Raw genomic sequence first — 21837 nt, 5'->3', positions numbered from 1 at the left:
GCCGGCAAATTTCGGGAAAGGAACCGCTCCTGTTGACAGGGCGGTTCCTTTTTGCGCCGTTATCCTGTAATATGGTATAGTTTCGTAAGATAGCAGGCTCTAAGCAAGGGAGACTAAGCGATGTTTGAACGGCTGGTGCCGCACATGCGCGTGAAATCTATATATGAAATCGATCTTGATCTGCTGAAGGAGAAGGGTGTTCGAGGCATTATCACCGATCTCGACAACACGCTCGTCGGCGCCCGGATCGCACTGGCGACCCCGGAACTGATCGCCTGGCTCGACAGGGTCAGGGAACTCGGCTTCCAAGTCGTAGTCGTATCCAACAACCACGAGACCCGGGTATCCCGATTCGCAGAACCGCTGGCGATTCCGTTCATCCATGCGGCCCGCAAGCCGTCCACCCAAGCGTTCCGCAAGGCGCTGGCGGTGCTTGGCCTGGAGGCGGAACAGACGGTGGTCGTCGGCGACCAGATGATGACCGATGTATTGGGAGGCAAGCGGATGGGGCTGTATACGATACTCGTAGCTCCCATCTCGCCGGCGGATGAAGGCTTCGGCACCCGGATCAACCGGCTGCTGGAACGGATTGCCCTCTCCCGGCTGCGCCGCAAGGGCCTGTGGCAGGAGGAGGAAACAAGCAAGTGAGCGAAAAACTACTGGACAAGCAAGGATGCGCAGGCTGCGGAGCCGCGCTTCAGTCCGACAGCAAGGACAAGCCGGGCTACGTCCCGGCATCGGCAAAGGGCGGCGAAGCCGTCATCTGCCAGCGGTGCTTCCGCATCCGCAACTACAACGACGCCGTATCGGTGTCCATGGACCATGACGAATTCCTGAGGCTGCTCGGCGGCATCGCGTCTACCGACAGCCTCGTCGTGCATATCGTCGACCTGTTCGACTTCGAAGGAAGCCTGATCTCCGGCTTGCAGCGCTTCGTGGGCAACAATCCCGTGCTGCTCGTCGTCAACAAGATCGACCTGCTTCCGAAGGGGACGAACTACAACCGCATCCGCAACTGGGTGCAGCGGCAGGCCAAGGCGCAAGGGCTGCGCACGGTCGATATCGTCCTGTGCAGCGCCAAGAAGGGAATGGGCTTCGAGCGGGTCGTAGAAGCGGTCGAGGAGCTGCGCGGCCGCCGCGACGTCTACGTCGTCGGCGCCACCAACGTCGGCAAGTCGACGCTCATCAACAGGCTCATTTCCGACTACAGCGATCTGGACCGGGAATTGACCGTATCGCGGTTCCCCGGAACGACGCTCGACGAGATCCGCATCCCGCTCGACGACGGCAAAGCCATCGTCGATACGCCGGGCATCGTGTACCGCTCGCGCCTGACGGAGCTCGTGCCGCGCGGCGTTCTGGGAGCCTTGCTGCCGGACAAGCCGATCAAGCCGCTCGTCTACCAGCTCGATGCCGGGCAGACGCTGTTCTTCGGAAGCCTGATCCGGTTCGATTATGCGGCCGGAGCCAACCTCAGCTTCACGCTGTACACGGCCAATGCGATGAAGGTGCACCGGACGAAGTTGGAGCGCGCCGACGATCTCTATGCCCAGCACAAGGGCGAGCTGCTTGCCCCGCCTTCGCGGGAAGAGCTCGAGACGATGCCGGCCTGGACGCGCCATTCCCTGCGCATTCCAAAAGGGAGCGAGTCCGACGTGTTCGTCTCGGGCCTGGGCTGGATCCGCGTCAACGGCACCAGCGGCGCGCAGATCGAAGTGTATGCGCCCAAGGGAGTCAAGGTTCTCGTCCGCGAGGCTTTAATCTGACAGAGACGGGAGTGCTGACGGCATGATGGCAAAGTCGAATGGAATGGCCGGAGTGGAAATCGACAGCCATACGACGCTGTACGGCGTCATCGGCGACCCGATCCGGCATTCCAAATCGCCGGTCATGATGAACCGCGCCTTCCGCGAGGCCGGAGTGAACGGCGCTTATGCCGCCTTCCATGTCGCGGCTGACCGGCTAGGCGATTTTTGGGCCGGAGTCAGGGCGATGGGCATCCGCGGCGTCAACGTGACCATTCCGCACAAGCTGGACGTCATGAGCCATCTGGACCATGTCGATGAGGGAGCCCGCCTGATCGGAGCGGTGAACACCGTCGTGAACGAAGGCGGCGTCCTGACCGGCTACAACACGGACGGAATCGGATATGTCCGTTCCCTCAAGGAAGAGGCCATGCCCGATCTGCGAGGCAAGCGCATCGCGGTCATCGGTGCCGGCGGGGCCGCCCGCGGCGTGCTGTACGCGCTGCTGAAGGAAGAGCCGGCGGAGGTCGCGGTGCTGAACCGGACCGAGGAGCGCGCCAGAGAGCTGGCGGGAGCTTTTGCCTCCCTTGGACAGGTGCGGGCGCTCCAGCAGTCCGGCGGCGAGGCGGAGGATGTTCTCCGCTCAGCGGATCTCGTCGTGAATACGACCTCGATCGGGATGCATCCTAATGTAGACGCATGCCCTGTCGACGTATCGCTGCTGCGGCCGGACGCGGTCGCAAGCGACCTGATCTACAATCCGCTTGAAACCGCATGGCTGGCCCAAGCCCGCAGCCTCGGCCTCCGGACGCATGGAGGACTCGGCATGTTTATCTACCAAGGCGCTTACGCCTTTGAATACTGGACCGGCATACCGGCTCCGACCGGAGCGATGAGGGAAGCCGTCCTGCAGGCGATGCAGGAGAAGTCCGCACCATAGAGAGGTATGTGATTTTATGTTGACAGGCAAACAAAAACGCCATCTGCGCGCGATGGCGCATCATCTGACCCCGATTTTCCAAATCGGCAAAGGCGGCTTCAACGAGCAGCTGGTCAAGCATGTCGAGGAAGCGATCGAGAAGCGCGAGCTGCTCAAGGTCAATCTCCTCAACAACTGCGACGAGGATGCGCGCGAAGTCGGCGCCCAGCTGGCGCAAGGCTCCGGCTCGGAGCTCGTGCAGGTGATCGGCAAGACGATCGTGCTGTACAAGGAATCCAAGGACTACAAGACGATCGTGCTTCCCCGCTAGGCTGCACGCTTCCGTAATACCGAAGCATGCCGGCCATGGGGAGGAGGGGATCGAATGCGCAAGGCAGGCATCATGGGAGGCACGTTCGATCCCATTCATATCGGGCATATGATTGCGGCGGAGCGGGCGATGGAGGCTTGCGGGCTGGACGAGATGCTGTTCATCCCCAATGCCGGGCCTCCGCTCAAGGACCGCGCTCCGGGGGCTTCTCCGGAAGACCGCTGGAGCATGGTCCGGCTCGCCGTACAAGCCCATCCACGCTTCCGGGCGCTGGATATCGAGCTGAAGCGCGGCGGAGTCAGCTACACGTTCGATACCGTCCTGCAGCTGCAGGAAGAGATGCCGGAGACGGAATTCCATCTCATCATCGGAACGGACCGGATCGGAGATTTGCCGAAATGGCACCGGATCGGCGAGCTTGCGGAGAGGATCCGCTTCATCGGCGTCGACCGGCCGTCCGACGACGGCGATCCGGCGGCTTCCGCCACCGCCGCGGCCGGCAGACTTCCGGACAAGCTCGGAGAGCGTCTGCTGCTGGCTTCGATGCCGCGGCTGGCGATCTCCTCGACGGCGATCCGGGCTCGGCTCGGTGCGGGCTTGTCGGTCCGGTACCTCGTTCCGGAGCCGGCGCTTGATTACCTTCTGGAGAAGGGACTGTACCGCCATGATGGATAAGCAGCAGATGATCGAATCGATTCGCTCCGGCATGCCGGAGCGCCGCTGGCAGCATGTGCAGGGCGTCATCTCGACGGCCATCGTGCTCGCCAAGCGGTTCGGAGCGGATCCGGACAAGGCGGAGCTGGCCGCCATCCTCCACGATCTGGCCAAATACTGGCCGGTGGACCGGATGGAAGAAGCGATCCGGGAGGAGGGCGCCGACCTCGGCATCCTGTCTTACGACAAGGAGCTGTGGCATGCGCCCGCAGGGGCCTATATATCCCGCCGGGACTACGGCGTCACGGATATCGAGGTGCTCGACGCCGTCCGTTACCATACGTCCGGCAGGGCCGGCATGACGCTGCTGGACAAAGTGGTATGCCTCGCGGATTACATGGAGCCGGGACGGGACTTCCCCGGCGTGGACGGCATTCGGGAGCTTGCCGAGACCGACCTCGACGCCGCGCTCAGAGCCGGTTTCGATTCGACGATACGATTTTTGCTGGAGAAGGGAAAAGTAATCTATCCCCTGACGCTCGCTGCACGGAACGATTTGATTCGCAACCCATAACGATTACACATTAGGAGGCAACTGAATGGCCCTGAATTCCGAACAACTGCTGCAGGCCGCCGTCGAGGCGGCCGAAGATAAAAAAGCGGGCAACGTCGTCGCGCTCAACCTCAAGGATATTTCTCTCGTCGCCGATTATTTCGTCATCTGCCACGGCAATTCCGATACGCAAGTGCAAGCGATCGCCACGGAGATCCGCAAGCGCGCCCAGGAGGGCGGCGTGACGATGCGCGGCCTTGAAGGCATGGATACCGCGCGCTGGGTGCTGATCGACCTCGGAGACGTCGTCGTGCATGTCTTCCACCGGGACGAGCGCGACTATTACAGCCTGGAGCGGCTGTGGTCCGACGCCAAGGTCGTGGAGTTCGCATGACTCCCTACGCCGGACAAATATTGAAGCTGAGGGTGGCGCGCGAAGTGTCGCCCTTCGGCTTTTTTCTAAGCCTTGGAGACGAAGAGGATACGGAAGTGCTGCTGCACTACAGCGAGACGAATGGACATAAGCCGAAGGAAGGGCAGGAGCTGGAAGTGTTCCTGTTCCACGATACCGACGACCGACTGTCCGCCACGATGAAAAAGCCGCTGATCCGGCTCGGAGAGCTGAAGCGGCTGGCTGTCGCGGACATTCATCCGCGTCTCGGCTGCTTCCTCGAGATCGGTCTCGGACGGCAGCTGCTGCTGCCGCTCTCGGAGCTGCCGGAGCTCGTCGACCTCCGTCCGCTGCCGGGCGATGAGGTCTACGTGACGCTGTCGCATGACAAGAGCGGCCGCCTGCTCGGCAAGCTCGCGCGCGAGGATGATCTGGCGAAGCATGTATTCCCGGTACCGGCGGCCTGGCGCAACGAATGGAAGGAAGGCTGGGTCAGCCGCACGCTGCAGATGGGCTCCTTCGTCGTCCTGGACGGCGACGTCATCGGATTCGGAGCGTACGGCATGATTCCGGCATCGGAGCGTCCGGAGCCGCTGCGCCTTGGACAGCGTGTCCGGGCCCGGGTAACCTTCGTCCGCGAGGACGGCCGCGCCAACCTGTCGATGGGCCAGCTCAAGCAGGTAGGACGTCTCGAGGACGCGGACCGCATCCTTGCGTTCATCAAAGAGCGTCCGGGGCAGGCGATGCCGTACTCCGACGAGACTCCTCCGGAGATCATCAAGAACAAGTTCGGCATCAGCAAGGGGGCGTTTAAGCGCGCCGTCGGCAAGCTGATGCGCGAAGGGCTCGTCCGCCAGGAAGGCAACTGGACGAAGCTGATCACGGAAGCCGAGAGCGGCGCCGCGACGGAAGGCAAAGCTTCGGCTGAGGAAAACGGCGGAGCCGAATAGGTTTCGCTCGGAGACGGCCGCTTCGTCTGCAGGTTGAAATTTGCTGGTTGGATCAAGAGGCAGGGCTCGTCGATGCGGCCATGCGGTTCGTTTCGGCTCGAAGGCGTGGCGGTTGAGCCGAGGGCAGGCGATGCCCCGCCATTCACCGTGCTGCGCCTGCAGGGCTTGAAGGCTTGATACGACTGATGCGCACTTAAGGAAGCGTCTGCCGTTGCAAATGTGTTTGCTTAGGAGGTTTTGCCATGAGGGCTTACCGCCAATTCGCCGGCGTCTACGACCGGCTGATGGAAGATATGCCATATCCGGACTGGATCCGGTTCATGAGAGAGTGCTGGGAGCGGTACGGCGTGCCGGAAAGCATCGCCGACCTCGGCTGCGGCACCGGCAGCCTGTCGATTCCGCTCGCCAAGTCAGGCTTCCGCGTCTATGGAATCGACCTCTCCGCGGACATGCTGTCCATCGCCCGCAGCAAATGGGACGAGACGCCCCAGCAGGCGATCCGTTCCAATGCCGGTTCCGTCCGCTGGCTGCAGCAGGATATGCGGGACTGGGAGCTGCCGGATCCGGTGGACGCCGCGATCAGCTTCTGCGACTGCCTGAATTACCTGACGGAGGAAGAAGATATCGAAGCGGCCTTCAAGGCGACCTTCCGGGGGCTGAAGGACGGCGGCGTCTTCCTGTTCGACGTCCATGCGCCGTCTACGCTTCGGAGGTACGCGGAGGAGCAGCCTTTCTTCCTCGATGAGCGGGATGTCGGCTACATCTGGACGTCCGAGCTGGAGGAAGACCGCATCGAGATCCGCCATCATCTGACGATATTCGCCAAGGATGCGGGAGACCGCGACGGGCGCTTCATCCGCTTCGAGGAAACCCATCTGCAGCGAGCCTACGATCCCGACTGGATCGTCCGGGCTTTGAAGGCCGCCGGCTTCAGCCGGGTGGACCGGTATGGAGACTTCAAGCTGAGAGAGCCGGGGCCGGATTCGGAGCGGCTGTTTTTTGCGGCGGTGAAATAGATTTCAAAAAGGCTGCTCACTCGACATGCGTCGAGAGAGCAGCCTTTTTGACAGCCTAACTGGAAGTTTAATAAAACTTCTCCAAACATGTAATAGGGGACGTATAGCAGTATTGAGGAGCTGCAGCAGCAGAAGCTAGAGAAGCGAATGGAAGGGCCAGCAATGCTGTCAAACCAAGCATGAGAAACATTTTCTTCAACTTCGTCACCTCCTTTTACCATTTTTTTCATTATAGTAGATGTAGATGGAATAAGATAGAAGGATGTAATCTACATGTTAGTAGTATTTATTTTCAGATAGAGAAGGCTGTAAAGCCCCTCTTTTTCGGGGAACCTTACCTCTTCTTTGGATCAGCGGTGAAAACCCATTCTCTTGAAAACCTATTTGACTTCAAATACATGGAACATCCCCGTCATGCCGGGAGCATGGTTCTTGAATCCAAACGATTCATAGAATGCTTCCTTGCCTTCCGCAGCGAACAGTCCCGTAAAAGCAATGCCGCTGTCCAGCTTGCTCCGTCGAACGTAGTCGAGCAGCTCTTCCACGATTCTTTTTCCGATTCCGCGGCTTTGATGCTCCGGGTGGACGGCGACATCCTGGATATAGAAATACATGACGCCGTCGCCGACGATCCGGCCCATTCCGACGGCCTCGCCGTCCAGCTCGGCTACGACGGCATAACGAGATTGGGGAATGGAATTCCGGGCCATTTCGGCATCTGCATGTCCCCACCCCACGGCTTGCCAGAGGGAGACGAACTCCTCTACCGAAGGCTGACGCTCTTTTATGACGATGGATTTCGGATTCATTTGCATAACCACCTTTGGTTTATTCTCAGGCGGCCTGGGTATCCGCCCTCTATGAGAGGCTGCGGTTCTGCTCCATGATCTTCAACCCCTTTCGTTGAATTTCTGATCGAGACTGCTCATGAGCAGCCGATTGCCGTTTTTGCAAACCTCATCCCACGGGATGCCGTCCCTGCTAAAGCCGCATTTTCCGTTGTTATGGCGTGCTTCGTCGTCCGTTCCTTGACCTCGGCCGGAGCAAACGGCATTCCCAGCCCCTGATGAAAGGGTGGCGCTTACCCGCGGATCGGCGAGCCGTCGGTACCGAAGCTCCCAAACTGATTTCGACGAAGGGATGCAGCAGGACTGATTTTCCAATGAGCGTGATAGACCCCTCTATTTTCGTTGAAGGCGCGGCATGGTATACTTTCCCGAATTAGAGAGATTCGTTGCCGATTGGGAAATTCCTTTTAAAAGGGAGCTGTCCGCATTGGGGCGATATGCAGACAATAGAGGGGGAAGAACGATGGGGAATGTTAGGCTGACGGTTCCGGATTTGCGGCTGGAAAAAGAATATAAGGACTTCTACGAGGAATGGGTCGAGAGCGGAGAAGACATGGTTCCCTGGGTCATCGCAAAGGAACCGGCGGATTTCGCCGGAATGGTGGAATGGCTGGAAAAAAACAGCGCCGGCATCGGACTTCCGGAGGGCTGGGTGCCGGATTCGACCTTCTGGCTCGTCGATGAGACGGAACGCGTACTCGGAGCCGTCAATATCCGTCATAGCCTGACGCCGTTTCTCCTCTCCAGCGGCGGTCATATCGGCTACGGCATCCGCCCTTCCGCGCGTCGCAAGGGCTATGCGACGAAGCTGCTGGAGCTGGCGCTGGAGAAGACGGCCGAGCTCGGCATCGCCAAGGTGCTGGTCGTCTGCGACCGCTCCAACGAGGCTTCCGCGCGGACGATCTTGAACAACGGCGGAATCGAGGCTGCTCCGCATACCGAGGAGAACGGGAATGTCGTCCGGAGATTCTGGATCGGCGGCTAGCTTCGTTCTGCGTGGACTTGTTTCTCGGCTAATAGATTGATGCAGGACAACGGCGATCGATAATGAAGAAGGCGGCTGATCAAGCAGATGAAGATGCGGATGAGGATGTCGATGAAGAGGAGAAGAAACCTTCTCCTTTTGCTTGGTTTGGCTGTTCTGCTTGTTTGGAGCTGGAGCGTTTTCGGGCGCGAAGCCGACAGCATGCCGGGCAGGACGGAGGTCATCCGCTCCGATCAGGGAAGCGGGATCGAGCTCCCATTGGATGAGCTGGCGCCGCTGCGGGCTTATCTGGAGGGCGAAGGCGCCGCAGAAGAGGAGCTTGAACGAACGGCCTTCTCCGAGATCGAGACGGGAGAGACCGACCGGCTGGGAGTGGTGAAGTACGGCTGCGGCAATAAATCCTGCTCCCTGCTGCTCGTCCGAAGCGGGGACTCCGGCACTTCCAGCATCGAGCTGCCGAGAGGGCTCTACGTGGACAGCCGCGTTGATCGAGGACGCATTCTGCTTCGTCTTGCCTATCCCGAGGGAAATCGTGTCGTACGCCATCTGATCCTTCCCATCGATTATCGAACGATGACGATGCTTTCTTACGGCGACGAAGGCGATCAGAGGCAGCTCCTTTCGTCCCCTGCATGGCCGGTCATGGACTATGGTTGGGACGGGACGGACCGCATTTGGATTGAAACGGCAGCCGCAGATATCGGGGATTATGAAGAACTGGAGCAATGGTTTGCGAACGAGAATCGAGAACTCCGGATTCGGAAGCTCCATTTGCATTTCTGAAGCCTGCAGCTTCTGAAAGGTCCAAAAAGCCGGCATTCCAAGGGAATGCCGGCTAATCTTAAAGCAATCAAGCAATCAAGGATTGGTCGTCCAAATGCCTGCGGTCTTGATGAACACGCGGTCCGGAAGCTTGAGCGTGGCGACGATCAGCTCGGCGACATCCTCCGGCTGCAGGATGTTGTTATCGCTGTCGTTGCCCTTGAGCAGGCCGTTTGCGGAAGCGAGCGGTGTATTGACCGTGCTTGGCGTCAGCGCCGTGACGCGGATGTTCGACTTGCGGACCTCCTGCATGAGCGCCTCGGTGAAGCCCATGACGGCGAACTTGGAGGCGTTGTAGGCGGAGCCGGTCGCGAAGCCGCGCTCGCCCGCCGTGGAGGCGATGTTGAGAATGGCGCCGCTTTTGCGCTCCAGCATGGAAGGAAGCACGGCATGGGTGACGTAATAGGTTCCGAACAGATTGATGCGGACGATCCGCTCCCATTCGGCCGGATCCATTTCGGCTACCGTGCCGAAGGTGGCGACTCCGGCGTTGTTGATCAGGACGTCGACGCTGCCCAGCTCTTTGGCGAGGCCCTTGGCGGCATCGGCCGCCTCGGCCGCGTCGGAGATGTCGGCGACGGCGTAGTGGACGCTGATGCCGTACTGGGAGGTCAGCTCCTTTGCCAGCGATGCCAGCTCGGACTCGGTGCGCGATATCAGGCCCAGATGGACGCCTTCCTTAGCGAGAGCGATCGCGGAAGCTCGACCGATGCCTTTGCCGGCGCCGGTGATGAGAGCCGTTTTATTTTTCAATTCCAATGGAATCTCTCCTGTCGATGTAGAATGGACTTGCACAGCATTTTATATTATATAGGAAGGCTGGAAGAGGAACAAATGAAGAACTCATGAGCGAGCGCCATGATGCGCCGCAGGATTCGACAGCCGTCGACGGCTTCTTGACTCCCTGTCTGCAATCCACTATAATCGGACTTAAATTAGCCATATTGGCGTTGAAGAGGAGCAGTAAGCCGCATCGCGTGGACTTAGAGAGCCGGCATCAGTTGGTGCAAGCCGGACCCGCAGCGTGCCGAATCTCGCCTCGGAGCCGCAAGGTCAATTCCGGATTCGGAGCAGCCTTGCCGCATGGTCCGCGTTAAGGACTTCATGAGTGGGTGTCCGCGGCAAAGCATGCCGGGCGCCAACTAGGGTGGTACCACGGGAATTCAAACCTCTCGTCCCTAGCGATTAATCGCTGGGACGGGAGGTTTTTTGCGTTTGCGCCCCCGCGACAATGAACAGGAGGCATAGGCCATGAGTCAGGAAAGAATGGAAGGGCAAGGCTACAACCCCCAGAAGCTGGAGCCGAAATGGCAGCAGCATTGGGATGAGCATAAGACGTTCCGCACGACGGAGGACTACGGCAAGCCGAAATTCTACGCGCTCGACATGTTCCCTTATCCATCCGGAGCCGGTCTGCATGTAGGCCATCCGGAAGGGTACACGGCGACCGACATCGTCTCCCGCTACAAGCGGATGAAGGGCTTCAACGTGCTGCACCCGATGGGCTGGGACGCCTTCGGCCTGCCGGCGGAGCAGCATGCTCTCGATACCGGCGAGCATCCCCGCGAGATCACGGTGAAGAACATCAACAACTTCCGCCGCCAGATCAAGTCGCTCGGCTTCTCGTACGACTGGGACCGCGAGATCAGCACGACCGATCCCGACTACTACAAATGGACGCAGTGGATTTTCATCCAGCTGTACAAGAAAGGCCTCGCTTATGTGGCCGAGGTGCCGGTCAACTGGTGTCCGGCGCTGGGCACGGTGCTGGCGAACGAGGAAGTCATCAACGGCCTCAGCGAGCGCGGCAACCATCCGGTTATCCGCAAGCCGATGCGCCAGTGGGTGCTGAGAATCACCGAGTATGCCGAGCGCCTGCTCGAGGATCTCGAGGAGCTGGACTGGTCGGAGAGCATCAAGGACATGCAGCGCAATTGGATCGGCAAGTCCGTAGGCGCGGAGGTGGCGTTTGCGGTCGACGGCTCTGCGGCGGAGATCCAGGTGTTCACGACCCGTCCGGATACGTTGTTCGGCGCGACCTACTGCGTGCTGGCTCCGGAGCATGAGCTGGTAGACTCCATCACTTCCGAGGATCGGAAGGCGGCTGTCGCGGACTACCGCGAGGCGGCTTCCCGCAAGAGCGATCTCGAGCGCACCGATCTGGCCAAGGACAAATCCGGCGTCTTCACGGGAGCTTATGCGATCAATCCGGTCAGCGGAGCCAAGGTTCCGGTCTGGATCGCGGATTATGTCCTGGCCGGCTACGGCACGGGAGCGATCATGGCCGTGCCGGGCCATGACCAGCGCGACTGGGAATTCGCCAAGCAGTTCGGCCTGCCGATCATCGAGGTCGTCCAAGGCGGCAGCGTCGAGGAAGAAGCGTATACAGGCGACGGACCGCATGTGAACTCGGACTTCTTGAACGGCCTGTCCAACAGCGAGGGCATCGCGGCCATGATCAGCCGTCTGGAAGAGACGGGCAAAGGACGCGGCAAAACGACCTACCGCCTGCGCGACTGGCTGTTCAGCCGCCAGCGCTATTGGGGCGAGCCGATTCCGATTCTCCATCTGGAGGACGGCTCGATGAAGCCGGTTCCGGAGGACCAGCTTCCGGTGCTGCTGCCGGATGTCGATGCGATCAAGCCTTCCGGCACGGGAGAATCTCCGCTCGCCAACGTTGCGGACTGGGTCAACACGACCGATCCGGAGACGGGACTGCCGGCGCGCCGCGAAACGAACACGATGCCGCAATGGGCGGGAAGCTGCTGGTACTACCTGCGCTTCATCGATCCGAAGAACGATCAGGAGCTGTGCTCCGCCGAGAAGCAGAAGGAATGGCTGCCGGTCGACCTGTATATCGGCGGCGCGGAGCATGCGGTGCTTCATCTGCTGTATGCGCGCTTCTGGCATAAGGTGCTCTACGATCTCGGCGTCGTGGATACGAAGGAGCCTTTCCACAAGCTGGTCAACCAAGGCATGATTCTCGGCACGAACAACGAGAAGATGAGCAAATCCCGCGGCAACGTCATCAATCCCGACGACATCGTGGGCGAATACGGCGCCGACACTCTGCGTTTGTATGAAATGTTCATGGGGCCGCTGGAAGCGACGAAGCCATGGAACACGAGCGGCGTCGAGGGCATGCACCGCTTCCTGAGCCGCGTCTGGCGCTTGTTCGTCGGCGAGAACGGCGAGCTGAATCCGAAGATTTCGGATGCCGAGGGAAGCGACGCGATGAATCGGGTGTGGCACCGCTCCATCAAGAAGGTAACGGACGACTTCGACAACCTGCGCTTCAACACGGCGATCAGCCAGCTGATGATCTGGGTCAACGAAGCCTACAAGGCCGACACGCTGCCGCGCCGTTCCATGGAGAACTTCGTGCAGCTGCTCTCGCCGCTCGCTCCGCACATCGCCGAGGAGCTGTGGGAGAAGCTGGGCCATTCCGAGTCCGTCACGTATGTGGCATGGCCTTCTTATGAAGAAGCCTGGACGGTGGATCAGGAGGTCGAGATCGTCGTGCAGGTCAACGGCAAAATCGCCGAGCGCGTATCCATCGCGGCCGACACCGACACGGACGAAATGGAACGGATCGCCAAAGAGCTCCCTCGCGTGAAGGAGCTGACGGAAGGCAAGACGGTCCGCAAGGTCGTCGCAGTCAAAGGCAAGCTCGTCAATATCGTAGCCAATTAAAGTGATTCCGATGGCGGCCGACCCCCTTGATGAAGAGGAGGAAAGGCCGCCGGAGGCTCTTTCTGAGGAAAGCATCCCGGAAGAGGTGAACGGACCCTGGAGGTTTCGCATGCGCGAATGCCTCAGGGACCGTTCACCTCTTCGCCGTATAGGGAAGCTTCGACCTTTTCGAGATCCTCGCGGAATTTGTCATGGGTGATGGTGATCAGCTTCTGGAACATGCCGTCCGTCTCCTGCCTGAGCAGCTGCAAGCCTTGCTGGGTAATGCCGCCCGGCACCGAGACGCGGCGGATCAACTCATCGGGCGTCATGCCTCCTTCGGTCAGCAGCTTGCCTGTGCCGAGCAGCATGGCGCTGGAGATGGCGACCGCCTCGTCGGGATCGATGCCGGTCATCTCGACGGCGGCGTCGATCAGGCGCTGGAGCAGGAAGGAGATGAAAGCCGGACCGCAGCTGGACAGGTCGGAGACAATCCGGGTGTACTGCTCGTCGATGAGCAAGGGCTCGCTTATGCGCGACAGGATGCCTTCGAGGTAGCAGCAGTCAGCGACGGTCATGCGGCTGCCGAACATGCAGAGTGAGGCGCCGCTCAGCACTCCGTTCGTAATGCTGGGGATGATTTTGGCGATGCGGCAGGGAAGCTGGTCCTCCAGATGGCTGATGAGCACGGCGCTGGTGATGGACACGACGACCTGGTCGCTCCGGACGGACGGCTGGATTTCCTGCAGAACGGATTTGAATTCCGAGGGCTTGACGCACAAAAAAAGGCAGTCGCTCCTCTGTGCGGCTTCGCGGCTTGATGGAACGGCCGTAATGCCGGGATGCTGCGCGGCAAGACGTTCGGCCTTATGGAAAGTCCGGTTGGCGACGACGACATCGGATGCTTCGACAGCGCCCGACCGGATGAATGAATCCACCAGCAGGCTGCCCATGCTGCCCGTGCCGATAAATCCGATTTTCATGGGATCCCTCCTTGCGAGCTGGGACGCCGGTTCCAGGCCGAAGCCCGGAATTGGACGTCCCGCATGGGATACAATGCATGGGCTGCCGTGCAGGCCCGTATATCCCTTCTGACCATCCGATCCCGGAAGGCATTCCTTGCCAGGGCGGAAGGCGGATTGTTAGTACTCTATGCAGGACGGCTCGGCAAACATGTCGAGGAAAGGAAAACCTTCACGAATCAATGCCTGAAGGCAGGGAGGAGCATGCTTGTGGAGAGAAATGGATGGCCATGGCGGAGCCGGAAAACGGCCGTTTTGGTGCTCGGCTTGGCCGGGGCCGGCTTGATCGCATTCGGGCTTCGGCAGCCGCGGGATCCCGAGCCGGCCGGCTGGGTTCAAGTGAACGCGGCGCTAGCGGAGGCGATGGCCGGCAAGGAAGCTGCAGCAGGCGGGGACGGGGGTAACGGTGGAACGGGAATAGAGGATGGAGGCGCTGTTTACGGACAAGCCGTTTCCGGAGGCGAGGCTGCGGCAGGCAACGGAACCGCCGCAGGAGGAGCTTCTGGCGGAGCTGAAGCGACAGAGGCTCATCAGGGCGGCGAAGCGGGGAAAGGCTCAGCCGATGGAGGCTCGGACAGCGGCGCGGAAGCGGAGAGCAAGCGAAAGCCGGAAGGCGATGCTTCATCAGATGCCGGGGAACGGAGCGGCACAGGGGCAAAGGGCGGTGCAATCGGGAGCGGAGAAGGCGCAGAGAGCGGGCGAGCGGCTGGCGGAAACGCCGCGTCGGATGGGAGGCTTGACCTGAATCGGGCAAGCGCCGAGCAGCTCGATGCGCTGCCCGGCGTAGGGCCCGCCAAAGCAGGAGCGATCGTCGAGGAGCGGGAACGTAGCGGTTTTTTCCGATCGGTCGAGGATGTCCAGAGGGTGAAGGGAATCGGTCCGAAAATCGTAGAGAAATGGAAAGATCTAGTTGTCGTCCTTCCATGAATGTGAGAGAATGGGCATAATTCCATTATTTCATCCCGATATAGGAGGTTTTAAGAAGATGACTGAACCTCGCAAGCTTGCTCTCGAAACGCTGGCCGTCCATGCCGGCCAAGAAATCGATCCCGCCACCCTGTCCCGCGCCGTGCCGATCTATCAAACGACATCGTACGGCTTTCATGACACCGACCATGCGGCGGATCTGTTCGGACTGAAGTCGTTCGGAAATATCTATACCCGCATCATGAATCCGACCAGCGACGTATTCGAGAAGCGGGTCGCGGCGCTGGAAGGCGGAGCGGCAGCGCTTGCGGTTTCCTCGGGATCTTCCGCCATCTCCTACTCGATTCTCAATATCGCTTCGGCAGGCGACGAGATCGTCAGCTCTTCCAGCCTGTACGGAGGCACATACAACCTGTTCGCGCATACGCTGCCGAAGCTCGGCATCAAGGTGATCTTCGTGGATGCTTCCGATCCCGAGAACTTCCGCGCAGCGATTTCGGATAAGACCAAAGCCGTATTCGGCGAAACGATCGGCAATCCGAGAGGCGATGTTCTGGACATCGAAGCCGTCGCCAGGATTGCGCATGAGAACGGCGTTCCGCTCATCGTGGACAATACGTTCCCGAGTCCCTATCTACTGAGGCCGATCGAGTTCGGCGCGGATATCGTCGTCCACTCGGCGACCAAATTCATCGGCGGACACGGCACCTCCATCGGAGGAATTATCGTCGACGCCGGAGCGTTCGACTGGCTGGCGAGCGGAAGGTTCCCTGGACTGACGGAGCCGGATCCGAGCTATCACGGCCTCGTATACACGGATGCCGTCGGTCCTTTGGCTTATATCATCAAAGCGCGCGTGCAGCTTCTCCGCGATCTTGGCGCCGCCATCTCGCCGTTCAATTCCTTCCTGCTGCTGCAGGGGCTGGAGACGCTTCACCTGCGGATGGAGCGCCACAGCTCCAACGCGCTGGAAGTCGCACGTTATCTGGAAGCCCATGACGCGGTGGCTTCCGTCAGCTATCCCGGCCTGCCCGGACACCCTTCGTACGAGCTGGCGCAGAAGTACCTCCCGAAAGGACAGGGGGCGATCCTGACCTTCGAGATCAAAGGCGGAATCGAAGCCGGCAAGCGAATCATCAACTCCGTGCAGCTGTTCTCGCATTTGGCGAACGTCGGGGATTCCAAGTCGCTCATCATCCATCCCGCGAGCACGACGCATCAGCAGCTGTCTCCGGACGAGCAGCTGGCATCCGGCGTCACGCCGGGCCTGATCCGCTTGTCCATCGGCACGGAAGGAATCGCCGACATCCTGCATGATCTCGGCCAGGCGATCGCCGCCAGCCAGGCGAGCGAGGTCGCCAGCGGCTCCTGATCGTATAGAGATCGTCCAGGGCCCATGATTGTTGCGGATGCGGATTGTCACATGCCCGCATCATCCGATTGTCGCTTTCCCGCTGCATTCGCTATAATGGAATTCAACAGGAACCGACAGGAAGGAGCTGCTCCGCATGCCGACTACATCCGCCGTCCAGCAGGATGCCGCAAGAAAAGACTGGGACACCTATTTCATGGACATCGCCTATATGGTATCGACCCGATCACGCTGCCTCAGGCGGCACGTGGGAGCGCTGCTCGTCCAGGGCAAGAAGCTTCTGGGGACAGCTTACAACGGAGCTCCGATGGGCGTCGCCGACTGCTCCGAGGCCGGCTGCATGATCGTCGAGGAATGGGAGCAGCGGATTACGGACGGCAAGGCCGATATGGTCAAGAAGCAGCGCTGCATCCGTACCATCCATGCCGAGCAGAACCTGCTTCTGTTCACCGACCGGAGCGACCGGGAAGGCTCGACGGTTTATGTGACCGACCAGCCTTGCTGGACTTGCGCCAACATGCTGGCGAACAGCGGCATTTCCGAGATCGTCTATCACCGGGCTTATCCGAAGGACTCGGAGAAAGTCAGAAAGCTGATGGAGCAGAAGGGAATCGGCTTCCGGCAGCTGGAAGGCTATGAGGCTCCGCCGCAGGCAGGCCTTGCCGTTACGGATTAGCGGACAGCGGTTTTTTTATGTGGCTGAGGCCGAAATTTAAAGGCTATGATCTAAAGGCTGAAAGCTGAAGGCTAAGGCTGAAATCTTGAAGCTGAAATCTTGAAGCTGAAATCTAAAAGCTGAAATCTAGAAGCTGAAATCTAGAAGCTGAAATCTAGAAGCTGAAATCTAAAAGCTAAGGGATGAAGGTTAAAGGCTAAAGGCTAAAGGTTAAAGGTTAAAGGCTAAAAGCTAAAAGCTAAAAGCTAAAAGTTAAAAGCTAAAAGTTAAAAGACAAAGACAAAGACAAAGACAAAGACTAGAGACTAAAGACTAAAGACTAAAGACTAAAGACTAAAGACTAAAGACTAAAGTCTAAAGTCTAAGACGAATGCCATGGCTTTCGGAGGAAGCACCTCCACGAAAACTCCTTTCAGAAGGAGATTCGTGGAGGTGTTTTGTTTTCTGCGGGAAAGGAGAAGAGGGATGAGAGCGAGAGGTTATCTGGACGGAAGGCCGCTTGTCTGGGCGGCCGTCTGTTTTGTCGCCGGAAGCTCGGCGGCGGCGTATTGGAGTCCCGGCGGAGCGCTGAGCGCCGGGCTGGGGCTCGGCCTGCTGCTGGCGGCGCTGGCGCTCGCCGGGCAGGCCAGGCCTGGGCTGGCCGCCGCATGCCTGGCGGCCTATGCCCTAGCCGCAGGCGAGCGGCTGTGGGCGGATGCGCGGTCCGCGACCGCGCTGCCCGCCCTGTACGCCGCAGCCGAGGCGCAGCTGCCGCCGCCGGACATTCCGGCCGCGGCGGAGGGGGTCATCACGTCGCCGGTCGAAATCGACGGCGACGTGGTGCAGCTGCGCATGACGGCGCAGTCCGTCCGCGCGGGGGACGCACAGCAGGCGGAGCCGCTGCGCGAGCGGCTGCTCGTGCGCGTCAAGCTGCTGCGCGAGGCGGAGCTTGAGACCGCGCGCCAGTGGCGGCGCGGCGACCGCATCGCGGTCTCCGGCGCGCTGCAGCTGCCGGCGGGGCCGGCCAACCGCGGCGGCTTCGACTACCGCCGCTACCTGCGCAGCCAGGGCATTCACTGGCTGCTGCAGGTCCAAGGGACGGACGCTGCCGACGTCTCGCCCGGCAGCCCTTGGAGCGCAGCCGCGCTGCTCGGACGCGCGGATGCGGTCCGCTCGCAGCTCGGCTCCGCGCTGGAACGCTCGTACCCGGCCGCGCAGTCCGGGTACATGAAGGCGCTCGTCCTCGGCGACTCGGACGACATCGACCCCGGCCTTTACGCCCGCTTCGCCCGTCTCGGCCTGACGCATATCATGGCCGTCAGCGGCATGCATGTCGCCGTCATGCTCGGCCTGCTCGGATTCCTGCTTCGCCTCTGCCGCCTGACCAAGGAACAAATCCTGCTTGCCCTCATGCTCGCCGTGCCGCCTTACGTCCTGCTGACAGGAGCCGCTCCATCCATCATCCGTGCCGGCGTCATGGCGCTGATCGGCCTGGCTGCAGCGCGGGCAGGCAAGCTGAAGGACGGCCTTCATCTGCTCGCTGCCTCCGCCGTGCTGATGCTGCTCTGGGATCCCCTACTGATCGAGAGCGTGAGCTTCCAGCTTAGCTTCATCGTAACGGCGGGACTGATTCTCGGAGTGCCGGCCGTGAACCGGCTGCTTCCAGACATCCGCAAAGGGAAGTTCCTGCTGGACTCGCTCGTCGTCACGGTCGTCGCCCAAGCCGCATCCTTTCCGGTATCCATTTATTATTTCAACCAGTTTCATCTGCTTTCGCTGCCGGCGAACCTTCTGCTCGTTCCGTTCATCAGCCTCCTCATCATGCCGGCGGGCGCAGCTGTCATGCTGCTTGAGCCGATATGGCCGGGTGCGTCGCATTTCATCGCAGCCTTATCCTCCCGGGGGAACGACTGGTCCTTCCGGGTCGTGGACGGCATGAGCTCCTGGCGAGGAGGGGCGACCATCTGGGCCAAGCCGTCCCTTTGGTTGATTTCTGCCTGGTATGGCGTGCTTGCGTGCCTGCTGGCTGCTTTGGCTGTCTGGAGGCGCGTACGGAAGAAAAAGCGGCAGCGGAGTCCAGAGGAAACTTCCGGCGACGAGACCCGGCCGCTCTCGGATGGGGGTCATCTTGATCCTCATTGGCCTGAAGGTAGAAATGTGGATCGACGGTTGACGAGATTCAATCGTCATCATGGCCGGCACGGCAGCACACCGGGCGGCAGCAGGCAGGAATACGATTTTTCATCCCTATATTCAGCCGGGGAAAAAACTCCGGCGGTTTATGTAAATCGTCGTTTTCGAGCATTCGCCAACGTGGCGCCCCGATTTCTGCGCAGTCCGGGAGTTTGCTCGTTTGCCTGTTTTGCGGCGGTCGGTCTTCTTCTGTTTCATGCCTATCATCCGGACTGGCCGCGCAGCAGCGCGCAAGTGGATTTTCTGAATGTCGGCCAGGGAGACTCGACCTTGATCCGGACCCAATCCGGAAAAGTCATCCTGATCGATGGTGGAGGAACGATGGATTTCGGCAAGGAGCCTTGGCGAATCCGCCGCGATCCGTATGAGATCGGACGCAAAACGCTCGTTCCGCTGCTCATGCAGCGGGGCGTTCATGGGATCGATCTCCTCGTCGCCACGCATCTGGATCAAGATCATGTCGGCGGTCTGTCTGCCGTCCTGGATTCCATCCCCGTTCGCCGGATGTTGTGGAATGGAACGTTGAAGGAAGCGGCCAAGGCAGAGCCGATCCTGCAAACTGCTATCGGCTTGGACATTCCGGTCTACTCCGCCGGATCCGGCCAGAGCTGGCAGGCGGATGCCTCGACCCGTCTGGACGTTTTATGGCCGCTTGCCGCCAGCGGCCAAGCATCCATTACCAAGGGAGAACGAGAAATAGCGATTGCCGAGGAACAAAACGAAGAAAGCGTCGTGCTCATGGTTTCCATTTACGGCAAGCGTTTTTTGCTCCCGGGCGATCTCGGCTCTTCGAGCGAGCAGAAGCTCGTTCGAGAGGGCATGACCGAGTTCGTCCAGCCGTCAACAGAAGCAACCGCGTTAGGCAGGACATCAGCAGCAACCGGACTCGGCCAACCTTCAACGGAAGCCAAGCTCGGCCAGCTTCCAACGGAAGCGAGGGGCGGCCAGTCATTAACGACTACCGAGAAGGACGCGCCAATCGCATCCGTGGATGTGCTGAAGGCCGGACATCACGGAAGCAAGAACTCCACTTCTCCGCTCTGGCTCGCGTATTGGAAGCCGTCGATTGCCGTTTTATCCGCTGGTTTGAACAATCGGTACGGGCATCCAAGCGGCGATACGATGGAGAGGCTTCGCGCGGCGCGCACCTTAGCGGTGAGGACGGATCTTGACGGCGAAATCCAATTTGAGATTCGTAGAGATTCCCTGAGCATGCGGCTTCTCCGTCCGTGAGTTCTTCATCCATGAGCCCTGCTTCATCCAACTGCCTTGGCAAATGACATATACCATGATATATTATTATAAATTGCTGCTGAAGCAGGTTGTCATTTTGACCGCAAGGAAAGGTGTAGAGGCCTGAGATGTCGAGCGAACAGTCCAAACCGATGTACGAGAAAATAGTCGAAGCGCTGCGCGGCCGGATCGTGGAAGGGAAGTACAAGGCGGGCGACCGGGTCCCCTCGGAGAAGGAGCTCGGCGAAGAATACAAGGTCAGCCGCATCACGAGCAAAAAAGCTCTCGAGCTTCTGGCCGGAGAAGGATACATCGTCCGCCAGCCGGGCAGAGGCTCGTTCGTATCCGAGAAGCCGCCGCTCCAGGCGGCGGGAAGACAGCCTCAGCATCCGCTGCTGCCGCATCAAGGCAAGAAGACGGGCAAGCTGCTGATCGGCCTTGTCATAACGGATTTTGCCGACAGCTACGGGACCGGCCTGATCTACGGCATGGAAGAGGCCTCGCGCGAGCAGGACTGCTATCTGGTGCTCCGCCGCACCTTCGGCATCCCCTCCATCGAAGAGGAAGCGATCAAGGGCCTGCTTGAGCTCGGCGTGGACGGATTGATCATCTTCCCGGCGCAGGGCGAATATTTCAACGCGGAGATTTTGAAGCTGGTCATCAACCAGTTTCCGTTCGTGCTTGTAGACCGCCATCTGAAAGGAATATCCGCAGGCTCCATATCCACGGACAATGCGGGAGCGGCCCGCGAGGGAACGAACTATCTGTTCGAGCTCGGCCACAAGTCCATCGCGTTCCTGACTCCGCCGCCGGCCGATACAACCGCGATCGAAGAGCGGATCGAGGGATTCATCCAAGCGCATGCGGAGAAGGGCGTCATGGTCGACCGGGACCTATGGCTGGAGGACATCGCCTCGACGCTTCCGCAGGCCAATACGGAAGAGAACCGGCTGGAGGATATCCGCCGGATCATCGGCCATCTGCGCAAGCATCCGCACATCACCGCCGTTTTCGCGACGGAGTACAACATCGGCCAGCTGGCGATGGAAGCCGCCCGGGAAATGGGCAGGTCCGTTCCCGGCGATCTGTCCGTCCTCTGCTTCGATTGTCCGGAGACGAACGGACGCTTCCCGCTGACCCATCTGAGACAGAATCAGACGGAGATGGGGAGGCTCGCCTTCGAAAACGTGCTCAAGCTGATCGACGGGCAAGCCGTGCCGAACAAGATCATGCTGGAGGCGGCTCTCATTCGGAGCGAATCTACCGGACCTGTGCCGCGGAACGCTGGGACTTACTTGTGAAGGCTCCCCCAGAGGCTTTTTTAGTTGGATCAAAAGGTCATTCGGAATTTTCCGAATGGCCTTTTTTCAAGCCATCTTGATCATGAGGCCGCCGCAGGCAGACGGGATGAATCAGAGGCTTCGCAGGCTCGATCCATCATTTGGATAGTATAACTATTGATATAAATGATCTAAAAATACATATTGACATACTAACTTATGGAAACCTATAATGACAATATCAAATGAAAGCGGTTTACTTAAGACTT

20 protein-coding genes and 1 other annotated feature are annotated in these 21837 nt (G+C 59.8%); of the genes, 17 read left to right on the top strand and 3 right to left on the bottom strand.

Going from position 1 to position 21837, the window contains the following annotated elements; translation table 11 throughout:
* Window positions 1-120 precede the first annotated feature (120 nt).
* From VE23_RS08175 to VE23_RS08135, 9 genes are all read left to right on the top strand, one after another.
* On the top strand, window positions 121-648 hold the full coding sequence (locus VE23_RS08175; protein ID WP_021879578.1) for a YqeG family HAD IIIA-type phosphatase: 528 nt from the start codon (window positions 121-123) through the stop codon (window positions 646-648).
* On the top strand, window positions 645-1766 hold the full coding sequence (gene yqeH, locus VE23_RS08170) for a ribosome biogenesis GTPase YqeH (protein WP_048748922.1): 1122 nt from the start codon (window positions 645-647) through the stop codon (window positions 1764-1766). Before VE23_RS08175 ends, yqeH begins: the two co-directional genes overlap by 4 nt.
* 22 nt (window positions 1767-1788) lie before the next feature.
* The gene (gene aroE / locus VE23_RS08165) at window positions 1789-2685 is read left to right on the top strand and encodes a shikimate dehydrogenase (protein WP_021879576.1); all 897 of its coding nucleotides are present in this window, start codon (window positions 1789-1791) and stop codon (window positions 2683-2685) included.
* Between the two features lie 16 nt (window positions 2686-2701).
* Complete coding sequence (yhbY, locus tag VE23_RS08160; protein WP_021879575.1) at window positions 2702-2995, top strand: ribosome assembly RNA-binding protein YhbY; 294 nt, start codon at window positions 2702-2704, stop codon at window positions 2993-2995.
* 54 nt (window positions 2996-3049) lie between these two features.
* Entirely contained in the window at window positions 3050-3670 is a 621-nt protein-coding gene (gene nadD / locus VE23_RS08155) for a nicotinate-nucleotide adenylyltransferase (RefSeq protein ID WP_048748924.1), read from the top strand.
* A complete protein-coding gene (gene yqeK / locus VE23_RS08150) occupies window positions 3663-4223 on the top strand; it encodes a bis(5'-nucleosyl)-tetraphosphatase (symmetrical) YqeK (protein WP_048748951.1) in 561 nt (186 codons plus the stop codon). The genes nadD and yqeK overlap by 8 nt, the downstream gene beginning before the upstream one ends.
* Before the next feature lie 25 nt (window positions 4224-4248).
* A complete protein-coding gene (rsfS, locus tag VE23_RS08145) occupies window positions 4249-4596 on the top strand; it encodes a ribosome silencing factor (RefSeq protein WP_021879573.1) in 348 nt (115 codons plus the stop codon).
* Window positions 4593-5543, top strand: coding sequence for a CvfB family protein (locus tag VE23_RS08140; RefSeq protein ID WP_048748926.1), 951 nt, complete (start codon window positions 4593-4595; stop codon window positions 5541-5543). Before rsfS ends, VE23_RS08140 begins: the two co-directional genes overlap by 4 nt.
* A gap of 242 nt (window positions 5544-5785) precedes the next feature.
* Window positions 5786-6559 carry a class I SAM-dependent DNA methyltransferase gene (locus VE23_RS08135; RefSeq protein WP_021879571.1) on the top strand — a complete coding sequence of 258 codons (774 nt, stop codon included), beginning with the start codon at window positions 5786-5788 and terminating at the stop codon, window positions 6557-6559.
* Window positions 6560-6939: 380 nt separating this feature from the next.
* On the opposite strand, the gene VE23_RS08130 is transcribed toward VE23_RS08135, so the two are convergent.
* Entirely contained in the window at window positions 6940-7368 is a 429-nt protein-coding gene (locus VE23_RS08130; RefSeq protein ID WP_048748927.1) for a GNAT family N-acetyltransferase, read from the bottom strand.
* 502 nt (window positions 7369-7870) lie between these two features.
* Here VE23_RS08130 and VE23_RS08125 point away from each other — a divergent pair.
* Together VE23_RS08125 and VE23_RS08120 are read left to right on the top strand one after the other, a co-directional pair.
* Window positions 7871-8392, top strand: coding sequence for a GNAT family N-acetyltransferase (locus tag VE23_RS08125; protein WP_048748929.1), 522 nt, complete (start codon window positions 7871-7873; stop codon window positions 8390-8392).
* Between the two features lie 111 nt (window positions 8393-8503).
* Complete coding sequence (locus VE23_RS08120) at window positions 8504-9175, top strand: hypothetical protein (protein WP_157053931.1); 672 nt, start codon at window positions 8504-8506, stop codon at window positions 9173-9175.
* Between the two features lie 75 nt (window positions 9176-9250).
* Here VE23_RS08120 and VE23_RS08115 read toward each other — a convergent pair whose 3' ends face one another.
* Window positions 9251-9973 (bottom strand): 3-ketoacyl-ACP reductase, encoded by a 723-nt coding sequence (locus tag VE23_RS08115; RefSeq protein ID WP_048748932.1) that lies wholly within the window; start codon window positions 9971-9973, stop codon window positions 9251-9253.
* Between the two features lie 182 nt (window positions 9974-10155).
* Window positions 10156-10397: a binding site (T-box leader), on the top strand.
* Window positions 10398-10465: 68 nt separating this feature from the next.
* On the opposite strand from VE23_RS08115, the gene leuS reads away from it, so the two are divergent.
* The gene (gene leuS / locus VE23_RS08110; RefSeq protein WP_048748933.1) at window positions 10466-12907 is read left to right on the top strand and encodes a leucine--tRNA ligase; all 2442 of its coding nucleotides are present in this window, start codon (window positions 10466-10468) and stop codon (window positions 12905-12907) included.
* Window positions 12908-13029: 122 nt separating this feature from the next.
* On the opposite strand, the gene comER is transcribed toward leuS, so the two are convergent.
* A complete protein-coding gene (gene comER / locus VE23_RS08105) occupies window positions 13030-13869 on the bottom strand; it encodes a late competence protein ComER (RefSeq protein WP_048748935.1) in 840 nt (279 codons plus the stop codon).
* Between the two features lie 249 nt (window positions 13870-14118).
* Here comER and VE23_RS08100 point away from each other — a divergent pair, with 249 nt between their 5' ends.
* The 5 genes from VE23_RS08100 (at window position 14119) to VE23_RS08080 (ending at window position 21589) form a co-directional block, all read left to right on the top strand.
* On the top strand, window positions 14119-14835 hold the full coding sequence (locus tag VE23_RS08100) for a ComEA family DNA-binding protein (RefSeq protein ID WP_157053930.1): 717 nt from the start codon (window positions 14119-14121) through the stop codon (window positions 14833-14835).
* Between the two features lie 58 nt (window positions 14836-14893).
* Window positions 14894-16207 (top strand): homocysteine synthase, encoded by a 1314-nt coding sequence (locus VE23_RS08095; protein ID WP_048748938.1) that lies wholly within the window; start codon window positions 14894-14896, stop codon window positions 16205-16207.
* A 136-nt stretch (window positions 16208-16343) separates the two neighbouring features.
* A complete protein-coding gene (locus VE23_RS08090; RefSeq protein ID WP_049867733.1) occupies window positions 16344-16883 on the top strand; it encodes a deoxycytidylate deaminase in 540 nt (179 codons plus the stop codon).
* 465 nt (window positions 16884-17348) lie between these two features.
* Window positions 17349-20288 (top strand): ComEC/Rec2 family competence protein, encoded by a 2940-nt coding sequence (locus tag VE23_RS08085; RefSeq protein WP_049867732.1) that lies wholly within the window; start codon window positions 17349-17351, stop codon window positions 20286-20288.
* 128 nt (window positions 20289-20416) lie between these two features.
* Window positions 20417-21589 carry a GntR family transcriptional regulator gene (locus VE23_RS08080; RefSeq protein ID WP_049867731.1) on the top strand — a complete coding sequence of 391 codons (1173 nt, stop codon included), beginning with the start codon at window positions 20417-20419 and terminating at the stop codon, window positions 21587-21589.
* The last annotated feature ends 248 nt before the right edge of the window (window positions 21590-21837 follow it).

The organism is Paenibacillus sp. D9, assembly GCF_001188365.1.
Taxonomy (GTDB): Bacteria; Bacillota; Bacilli; order Paenibacillales; family Paenibacillaceae; genus Paenibacillus_O; species Paenibacillus_O humicus.
The sequence above is the reverse complement of the archived record's forward strand: the minus strand, read 5'-3'. Positions and strand labels throughout refer to the sequence as shown.

Excerpts from the sequence above, each read along its gene's own strand:
- comER (WP_048748935.1), bottom strand. The coding sequence starts at position 13,869 with ATGAAAATCGGATTTATCGGCACGGGCAGCATGGGCAGCCTGCTGGTG.
- VE23_RS08090 (WP_049867733.1), top strand. The coding sequence starts at position 16,344 with ATGCCGACTACATCCGCCGTCCAGCAGGATGCCGCAAGAAAAGACTGG.
- nadD (WP_048748924.1), top strand. The coding sequence starts at position 3,050 with ATGCGCAAGGCAGGCATCATGGGAGGCACGTTCGATCCCATTCATATC.
- VE23_RS08080 (WP_049867731.1), top strand. The coding sequence starts at position 20,417 with ATGTCGAGCGAACAGTCCAAACCGATGTACGAGAAAATAGTCGAAGCG.
- VE23_RS08130 (WP_048748927.1), bottom strand. The coding sequence starts at position 7,368 with ATGAATCCGAAATCCATCGTCATAAAAGAGCGTCAGCCTTCGGTAGAG.
- aroE (WP_021879576.1), top strand. The coding sequence starts at position 1,789 with ATGATGGCAAAGTCGAATGGAATGGCCGGAGTGGAAATCGACAGCCAT.
- VE23_RS08125 (WP_048748929.1), top strand. The coding sequence starts at position 7,871 with ATGGGGAATGTTAGGCTGACGGTTCCGGATTTGCGGCTGGAAAAAGAA.
- VE23_RS08095 (WP_048748938.1), top strand. The coding sequence starts at position 14,894 with ATGACTGAACCTCGCAAGCTTGCTCTCGAAACGCTGGCCGTCCATGCC.
- VE23_RS08175 (WP_021879578.1), top strand. The coding sequence starts at position 121 with ATGTTTGAACGGCTGGTGCCGCACATGCGCGTGAAATCTATATATGAA.
- rsfS (WP_021879573.1), top strand. The coding sequence starts at position 4,249 with ATGGCCCTGAATTCCGAACAACTGCTGCAGGCCGCCGTCGAGGCGGCC.
- leuS (WP_048748933.1), top strand. The coding sequence starts at position 10,466 with ATGAGTCAGGAAAGAATGGAAGGGCAAGGCTACAACCCCCAGAAGCTG.
- VE23_RS08120 (WP_157053931.1), top strand. The coding sequence starts at position 8,504 with ATGAAGAGGAGAAGAAACCTTCTCCTTTTGCTTGGTTTGGCTGTTCTG.
- VE23_RS08140 (WP_048748926.1), top strand. The coding sequence starts at position 4,593 with ATGACTCCCTACGCCGGACAAATATTGAAGCTGAGGGTGGCGCGCGAA.
- VE23_RS08135 (WP_021879571.1), top strand. The coding sequence starts at position 5,786 with ATGAGGGCTTACCGCCAATTCGCCGGCGTCTACGACCGGCTGATGGAA.
- VE23_RS08085 (WP_049867732.1), top strand. The coding sequence starts at position 17,349 with ATGAGAGCGAGAGGTTATCTGGACGGAAGGCCGCTTGTCTGGGCGGCC.
- yqeK (WP_048748951.1), top strand. The coding sequence starts at position 3,663 with ATGGATAAGCAGCAGATGATCGAATCGATTCGCTCCGGCATGCCGGAG.
- yhbY (WP_021879575.1), top strand. The coding sequence starts at position 2,702 with ATGTTGACAGGCAAACAAAAACGCCATCTGCGCGCGATGGCGCATCAT.